Annotated in this window: 1 protein-coding gene; it reads right to left on the bottom strand. The window is 60.6% G+C overall.

All coding sequences use genetic code 11. From position 1 onward, the window contains the following. Window positions 1-65 precede the first annotated feature (65 nt). A complete protein-coding gene (locus AWC25_RS22810) occupies window positions 66-1,088 on the bottom strand; it encodes an AAA family ATPase (protein WP_085167751.1) in 1,023 nt (340 codons plus the stop codon). Window positions 1,089-1,727: the final 639 nt, after the last annotated feature.

The raw sequence follows: 1,727 nt of genomic DNA, 5'->3' as shown, positions 1-1,727 counted from the left end.
TCTGGACCAAGACCGCCGACCAAATCCTCGAATCCATCGCAAATTACTGCAAGCGAATTAACGACTCACAACACTAGGGCGTTGACGTCATTGGTGGATGCCAGGGTCAAGATCGGTGCGGACGGATCGGCGTCCATTGCGGCCAGAAACTCCGATAACGCGTTGGTGTCTCTCCAATTCCGGCGGTCAGCGACTATCAAGTCGAGATCTTCCAACACGATCAGCGTAGGGCCCAGGGTCCGTGCCTCTTTGTAAACTCCGGCTAAGACGGATTGCCCGGCACGGGCGTCAACATTGATTACCGTAAAGGCGCCGACCAATTCGTTGGCGATCACTTGAGAGATTACGGTCTTACCCACTCCAGGCGGTCCAACCAACAGGACGCCGCGTCGCACTCCTAACCCCAACGTTGTCATCAGGTCTCGGCGCGTGGTGACGGCGGCGACATTCAGGTCGATCTCCGACCAAACCGCTTCGGGTATAACAATGTTAGCGCGCGTGACGGCGGGCAGCTCGCTGACTTCCATAACCAACCCGTTATCTTCACTGGCCGCAAGCGCACGCCCGCGAAAGAGGCTTTTAGCGCCGTCTGCATCGGACATGATCGCGTCGATGACTGTTGCCCCGTGCGATCGGTCGCCAGCGGCCGTGTAGACCTTCAATTGTGGCGCACCACTGTAATTGAAGGATTCGCAAAGTCGCACTACCAACGGGGCTGGGGCAAGCTGACCAGATGCAAAGTAGGCCGATAGCGCCGACGGAGGTGCGAGGTGTTGCTCGCCGACCTTGACGTGACCCCAAGTAGGCGGATCATCGTCGTCGCCCGGGCCGATCTGGGGATCGAACCGTTCGATCAGTGCGGCGAACGCTAGCCCAACCGTGATGTGCCCGATTGACGAGAGCTTCCGCGACTCACATACCAATTCTGATACTGGGTGGCCGAGCGTGGCCTGCAAGAACCCGCTCGACGAGGTAGACGAGGTCACTGACCCAACGAGGATCTGGCCGACCAGCTCGACGGCCCGCCGGACATCCGGATGCTCGCTCGCCAACGCTGCAGCTACCGACGGCGGTTCAATTCCCGACATGCCTTGCAGTCTGCATTAGGCCACCGACAGGCTTCGCACAACAGTCGCTTCTTGTCGTCGGCATGCCACCGGAGGAACCGGACGACCCACTACGCTTCTTCGTTCGTCGCCGCGTCTTCGGCAATAAGTCGGAGGAGTTGTTCGCGGGCGACTGTTTTCATCGGCAGTCCGCGGCGCGCGGCGATGGCGTGAAGGACAGTCAACTCCGCTGGGATGAGCAAGACTTAGAAGCTTTGGCGTGGGCGCGCCCGGGTTGGGTCACCGTTGCATGAGGCGGCAGCGGCGCATCGTCGGCTGACAGTTCGCCCTCCTCGGCTTCGTCGGCGAGACGCGCGAGGCGCTCCTCAAGCGACTCACTCATCGGACCCTTCTTCGTCGCGGCTATCTGCGGCTGAGCTGTGCGTTTGCGATTCTTCTGTGCCACCACTGCAATTTCCGCCAACGGGCGGCTTCGCGCACGTGGGCTTTCGTCGATGGGTGTTGCACGAACGACTGGACCGCCACTCGTCGGTGGCCAGTGGCATCGTGTCGCCCAGGGCCCGGACGTGCTAGTGCGACGTCGTGTCAACGGCGGCCGAAAATTGACCCCTTTTCGACGGTTGAAAATTGGCCCCCTTGGTGTTCATTCTTCGGTGGTTG

Source organism: Mycobacterium sherrisii, assembly GCF_002102355.1.
Classification (GTDB): domain Bacteria; phylum Actinomycetota; class Actinomycetes; order Mycobacteriales; family Mycobacteriaceae; genus Mycobacterium; species Mycobacterium sherrisii.
Note: the sequence above shows the minus strand (reverse complement) of the source record. Positions and strands in the feature narration are given on the sequence as shown.